Origin of the sequence: Coleofasciculus sp. G1-WW12-02 (assembly GCF_040219735.1) — a bacterium.
Taxonomy (GTDB): domain Bacteria; phylum Cyanobacteriota; class Cyanobacteriia; order Cyanobacteriales; family Coleofasciculaceae; genus Coleofasciculus.
This window is the reverse complement of sequence record NZ_JAVJRX010000182.1, coordinates 24,690-30,801: the sequence shown is the minus strand read 5'-3', so window position 1 is coordinate 30,801 and position 6,112 is coordinate 24,690. Positions and strand designations below refer to the sequence as shown.

At 48.7% G+C, this 6,112-nt stretch carries 4 protein-coding genes; 3 read left to right on the top strand and 1 reads right to left on the bottom strand.

What is annotated here, in order from left to right; translation table 11 throughout:
* Nucleotides 1-165: 165 nt before the first annotated feature.
* Nucleotides 166-1,644: a CoA-acylating methylmalonate-semialdehyde dehydrogenase gene (locus RID09_RS28530; RefSeq protein WP_446339293.1), complete on the top strand. Its 1,479-nt coding sequence runs from the start codon at nucleotides 166-168 to the stop codon at nucleotides 1,642-1,644.
* Between the two features lie 18 nt (nucleotides 1,645-1,662).
* Here the strand turns inward: RID09_RS28530 and RID09_RS28525 are convergent, their stop codons facing one another.
* The gene (locus RID09_RS28525; protein WP_446339292.1) at nucleotides 1,663-2,274 is read right to left on the bottom strand and encodes a TetR/AcrR family transcriptional regulator; all 612 of its coding nucleotides are present in this window, start codon (nucleotides 2,272-2,274) and stop codon (nucleotides 1,663-1,665) included.
* A 366-nt stretch (nucleotides 2,275-2,640) separates the two neighbouring features.
* On the opposite strand from RID09_RS28525, the gene RID09_RS28520 reads away from it, so the two are divergent.
* Both RID09_RS28520 and RID09_RS28515 read left to right on the top strand, forming a co-directional pair.
* Nucleotides 2,641-3,921 carry an HlyD family secretion protein gene (locus tag RID09_RS28520; protein WP_446339291.1) on the top strand — a complete coding sequence of 427 codons (1,281 nt, stop codon included), beginning with the start codon at nucleotides 2,641-2,643 and terminating at the stop codon, nucleotides 3,919-3,921.
* A gap of 174 nt (nucleotides 3,922-4,095) precedes the next feature.
* Complete coding sequence (locus RID09_RS28515) at nucleotides 4,096-6,087, top strand: ATP-binding cassette domain-containing protein (protein WP_446339290.1); 1,992 nt, start codon at nucleotides 4,096-4,098, stop codon at nucleotides 6,085-6,087.
* The last annotated feature ends 25 nt before the right edge of the window (nucleotides 6,088-6,112 follow it).

The following is a 6,112-nucleotide window of genomic DNA, read 5'->3' as shown; positions in this document are numbered from 1 at the left end:
AAATTTTGTCTCCCAGCTTCCCCAGCTCCCTCTGCTCCCCCAGCTCCCTCTGCTCCCTCTGCTCCCCCAGCTCCCCCAGCTCCTGATAACTGATAACTGATAACTGCTCACTGATAACTGATAACTGCTCACTGATAACTGCTCCCCCTTTCTGGAGAACCGACGGTGCATCTAAAAAATCTGTTACCGAACTATATCAATGGCAAATGGTGTCCCTCCAGCGCCACCGAATCGCTTCAGGTTGTTAACCCAGCTACGACTGATGTCTTAACGCGAGTTCCTTTATCGCCTAAAGATGATGTAGAAGCGGCGACGGAGGCGGCGGCTGTCGCTTTCACAAATTGGCGGCGGATTCCTCCACCAACCCGAGTACAATATCTGTTTAAACTCAAGGTTTTATTAGAAGACAATTTAGATGAATTAGCCCGTACAATTACCCTGGAATGCGGTAAAACCCTAAAGGAGTCAAAAGCAGAATTACGACGGGCAATTGAAAATGTGGAAGTCGCCTGTGGTATTCCAATGCTGATGCAGGGATACAATCTAGAAGATGTTGCCCGAGGGATTGATGAAATCATGATTCGTCAACCGGTGGGAGTGACAGCCATTATTGCGCCATTCAATTTTCCGGGTATGATTCCCTTCTGGTTTTTACCTTATGCGATCGCCTGCGGGAATACCTGTATCGTTAAACCCTCGGAAAAAGTACCGTTGACGATGCAAAAGGTGTTTGAATTATTAGAGGCGACGGGATTACCCAACGGAGTGGTGAATCTGGTGAATGGGGCTGCTTCGGTAGTGGATGCGATTTTAGAACACCCAACCATTCGCGCCATTAGTTTTGTTGGCTCATCCCCGGTGGCACAGTATGTATACAGCAAAGGAGCCGCCCACGGCAAGCGGGTGCAATGTCAGGGAGGGGCGAAAAATCCCCTCATTGTCCTCCCCGATGCGGATATGGAAATGACAACTCGAATTGCTGCCGATAGTGCCTTTGGCTGTGCGGGACAACGTTGTCTGGCGGCGTCTGTGGCAGTTACCGTGGGGGAAGCACGGCATAGTTTTACTGATGCGATCGCGTCAGCCGCTCAAACTCGTGTCGTTGGCTATGGGTTGGATGAAGGGGTGGAAATGGGACCGGTGATTAGCCGTGACAGTCAAAGCCGGATTGAGGGATTGATTCAACAGGGCGCTGATGAAGGAGCAAAGGTGTTAGTAGACGGGCGCAATGCCAAGATTTCCGGTTATGAGCAAGGGAATTTTATTCGACCCACAATCCTGCAAAATGTCAACCCCGACAGTTCTATTTCTCAAACTGAAATATTTGGTCCGGTGTTAAGTTTAATGCATCTCGACACTATAGAGGACGCGATCGCATTGGTGAACCGGGGTCAATGGGGCAATATGGCATGTTTATTTACCACCAGTGGTGCAGCAGCGCGACAGTTTCGTTATGAAGCCGAAGCGGGGAATATTGGCATTAATATTGGTGTAGCTGCACCGATGGCATTCTTTCCGTTTAGTGGTTGGAAAGATAGTTTTTATGGGGATTTACATGGACAGGGGCGACAAGCTGTGGAGTTTTTTACCCAGACAAAAGTTGTGGTAGAACGCTGGTTTCAAGATTGGTCACGTCAGTTCTAAAGGAACCTTAAAATAGACCTACTGGTGAAGCACCGAATGAATTAAACTATCAATCAGGCGATCGCTCTCCATTGGCATTAACTCCTTCCCATGCAGAACCTCCTGCGTCAACACGAATGCAATAATCGACCCGACAAAAATTCGGGCGCTGGCTTGAGGATCAGCAATCTTGAGCTCTGGATGAGATGCAAAGTACAGCGTTAAGGTTTCCAGGGCGGGTTTGGTAATATTGCTGACAAACACTTGCGCCAGGTGAGGGAAGCGTCCCGACTCGGCAATTACCACCCGGACAAAGGATAAATATTCTTGATCTGTAGCAATGCGACTTAGCCCAGTTTTAACCAACTGTCGCAGCACAGTTTGGGGTTCTCCTTGTAGCGGTACAGAACCAAAGACTAACTGAAACCGCCCTTTTGCCATACGCTCTATTAACGTGGTGAATAGAGTTTCTTTGTCTTGAAAATAACTATAGAGGGTTTGCTTAGACACCTTAGCAGCGGCGGCGACTCGATCCATGCTTGTCGCCGCATAGCCGTGTTTGAGAAACTCCTGGGTGGCTCCGTTGAGGATTTGTTCGGCTTTATCGACCCTACTCTTTCGGTTTGATTCGCTGTTTTTTGATCGTGACATGGTTTGGAAATGTGGTACTGCTCAGACTATAGGGTTCCTGGTACTCGCGAAGTCAGACGTCAGCCTTAACACCCGCCAAGAACTCAAGTTCTTGGCTAAAAGCTTGCATTCAGCTAAAGCTGACTGAATAAGAGATAAGAGTTGTAGTCGTCTCCAGACGAATGCCAGCTTTTGGTTCCTTGGGTTTCAACCCAAGGCGGTTGGTGAAACGAGACTGATGCTTGACTTTATCAAACTGTACAGTCTACTATAACAATATATAGACCGTACAGTTTGGTTTGATATAAAAAATTTCAAATCCAGCACTTAAACGGTCGTCACCCCCTCTTATTTAATAACCCTCCCCTCGCCAGAGAGGTAAATACGATGACTCAGACCCTCTCACCCCGCGAAGAACAAGAGCAAAAAGCCCCTGAATCAGGCAAATTTGCCAAACCCAAGGGCAAACTCTCACCCCGTTTGCTCATCCCAGCCGGGTTGTTAATCGCCGGTGTCGCCGCCGCAACCTGGTATTTTTTAACTCCATCCCCAACCGATGAAACCCTGCAACTGAGTGGTCGCATTGAAGGCTACGAAACGGATATTGGTGCAAAAGTCCCCGGTAAAGTCGAGTCGGTTGCAGTACGGGAAGGGAATACCGTCAGCGCAGGTCAAACCATTGTCAGGCTTGATGATGATGAAATTCAAGCCCAACTCAGACAAGCCAAAGCCCGGGTAGAAGCGACGCAACAACAAGAACGCCAAGCGCGTCTACAGATTGATGTGCTGATGAGTCGCCTGCAAGAAGCCACCCTAAATTTACAACAAACTCAACAAAACGCCAGTGGGCGCATTTCCCAAGCCAATGCTAGCGTCGCGACGGCTGAGGCGCAACTCAGCCAAGCCATAGCCCAGTTGCAACAGGCTCAAGCTGAATTAACTCTAGCCAAAACCGATCGCGATCGCTTCACCCAACTCCTCAGAGGTGGCGTGATTTCCCAACAGCAATTCGACCAAGCCCAAACCAAAGTAAACACCCTGCAATCGGCTGTCGCCGCTCAACAAGCCGTGGTAGAAGCGAACCGCAGACAAGTTAACGCGGCTCAAGGGGAACTCGAACAAGCCCAAACCAGCCGACTGAATCCCGCGATCGCTCAAGCGCAAATCAACGCCCTTAACAAGCAGCTAGACCAAGCCCGCGCCCAACTCGCCGCCGCCGAGTCTGACATCAAACAAGCCCAAGCCGCCCAGGATGCGATCGCGGCTAAAATAAACGACCTTACCCTCACCAGTCCCATTCAAGGCACCGTCTTGACTCGCACCGTTGAACCCGGAGAAGTGATCGCAGCGGGTCAACACCTGATTACTGTACTCGATCTAGATGAGGTTTATTTACGCGGCTATATTCCCGAAGGCGATATTGGCAAAGTTCGGGTGGGTCAAAAAGCCAAAGTTTATCTAGATTCATTCCCAGAACAACCCCTAAGTGCAACCGTAACCGAAATTGACACCCAAGCCTCTTTTACGCCAGAAAATATTTACTTTAAAGAAGATCGCGTCAAGCAAGTCTTTGGCGTAAAAATTAGGATTGATAATCCCGAAGGATTTGCCAAACCCGGAATGCCAGCCGATGCAGAAATCCTGTTAGAGGAAGAGGTTCATTCGTAGGGGCACGTAGGGGCACGTAGGGGTATGTAGGGTCACGTAGGGGCACGTAGGGGCACGTAGGGGCATGTAGGGGCATGTAGGGGCGAAGCATTCGCGCCCAGATCCGTCGGATTCCTACTAAACTTTCAACGCGAATGCTTCGCCCAATCCCCAAATATCAATGAACAATAAACAATGAATGACCACCATGTAATTCAAGTTCAAGGATTATACAAACGCTACGGCAAACTCCTCGCCGTCAAAGGCATTAATTTTACAGTTCAGCGCGGGGAGATTTTTGGCTTAATTGGTCCCGATGGCGCGGGAAAAACCACAACCTTCCATATTTTAGGTGGGGTGATGGACGCATCAGGAGGACAAGTAAAAATCCTGGAAAAATCCCCGCGTGACGCCCGCATTTTAAGTGGTTATTTAACCCAACAATTCTCCCTTTACCTCGATCTAAGTATTGATGAAAACTTGCGCTATAGTGCCGGATTGCGTCAGGTTCCAGCCGATTTGTTTCAGCAGCGCCGCCGCAAATATTTGCAGTTAATGAATTTGCAGCAATTCGCTGATCGTTTAGCGGGACAACTTTCTGGGGGGATGAAACAAAAACTAGCCCTCTGTTGTGCGCTCATCGCTCAACCGGAGGTTTTGCTCTTAGATGAACCGACAACAGGGGTTGATCCGGTATCTCGGCGGGAATTCTGGGATGTTCTGGCTACTGTTGCGAGTGAAGGTGTAACCATTGTAGTCGCGACGCCCTACCTCGATGAAGCCGAACGGTGCGATCGCATTGCGTTAATGTATGAGGGTCAAATCCAGGAAATTGGTACGCTTTCCCAATTGCGAGAGAGTCTGGGATTGCAACGACTGGAGGTGCGAACGGCGAATATTGAAGCGGCTGAGGCGGTTTTGCACGATGAGACGATACCCACTCAACAGACTTCCATTGTTGATGTGCAAACCTTTGGGGATAGACTGGATGTGCTGGTGGAAGACGCGACGGATGGAGAAGCAGAAATTCGCCATCGCTTGAGTCAACAGCAATTAGAAATAAACAGTATTCAAATCGCTGATCCCACGTTAGAAAACGTCTTTGTTAAACGTCTGCGGGCGGCGGGGAAGGAACCGGAATTTATCCCCTTTCCTCGGCACAAAGATTGTAGAGACGTAGCATGCTACGTCTCTGCTCAAGGAGGCGATGGGGTTAAAACGGGTAATCAATCATCGTCTCTCTCTGCCAATTCTATTGCGATTGGGGCGAATGATTTAAAGAAATTATTTGGTGAATTTCAAGCCGTTAAAGGTGTTAATTTAGAAATTAAATATGGAGATATTTATGGATTACTAGGAGCAAATGGTGCAGGGAAAACAACAACCATTAAAATGCTGTGTGGCTTAATTCCGGCGACATCGGGAACCATGTCTTTAGCCGGACAAACTCATAACCTCCGCAGTAGCAAGTTGCGGCGACGCATTGGGTATATGAGTCAAAAATTTACCCTGTATGATGACTTAACAATCATCCAGAATCTAGAATTTTATTGTGGGGTTTACGGTGTACCCCGACGACTACGCCCCACGAAGATTGATTGGGTATTAGCCACCTGTGGGTTAGTCGGAAAGGAAAATATCCTCACCGGGCGATTACCGGGGGGATGGAAGCAGCGAGTGGCGTTTGGTGCGTCGGTGATGCATGAACCGGAAATTTTGTTTTTGGATGAACCAACCTCCGGGGTTGATCCGTTGGCGCGGCGTCAGTTTTGGCGGTTTATTAATCAGTTTGCCCGTTCAGGAACAGCGGTGTTAGTCACAACCCATTATTTGGAAGAAGCCGAACAATGTAATCGCATGGGGTTTATGGTGGCGGGTGAGGTAGTGGCGCAGGGTTCGCCTAGTGAAATTAAAGCCGCACAACCGGGTCAGTTGATTGAGGTGGTGACTGACCAGACGCAAAATGCCTCAAACTTACTCAAAAGTAAGATAGACTCATGGCGGGTGTCAATATTTGGCGATCGCTTGCACTTGGTTCTGGATCATCCCGATGGGGAAATCCCCCAAGTCCGCTCTGTGTTAGACGATGCAGGTATTAAAATTGAGTCGTTGCGATCGATTCCGTTTTCTCTAGAAGATGCTTTTATTGGCATTGTCCAACGCACCCAGTCACCCTCAGTCGATTAATTGGTAATATAGTCTAATCAGCAAA

Coding starts and splice junctions, on each gene's coding strand:
- RID09_RS28515 (WP_446339290.1), top strand. CDS start 4,096: ATGAATGACCACCATGTAATTCAAGTTCAAGGATTATACAAACGCTAC.
- RID09_RS28520 (WP_446339291.1), top strand. CDS start 2,641: ATGACTCAGACCCTCTCACCCCGCGAAGAACAAGAGCAAAAAGCCCCT.
- RID09_RS28525 (WP_446339292.1), bottom strand. CDS start 2,274: ATGTCACGATCAAAAAACAGCGAATCAAACCGAAAGAGTAGGGTCGAT.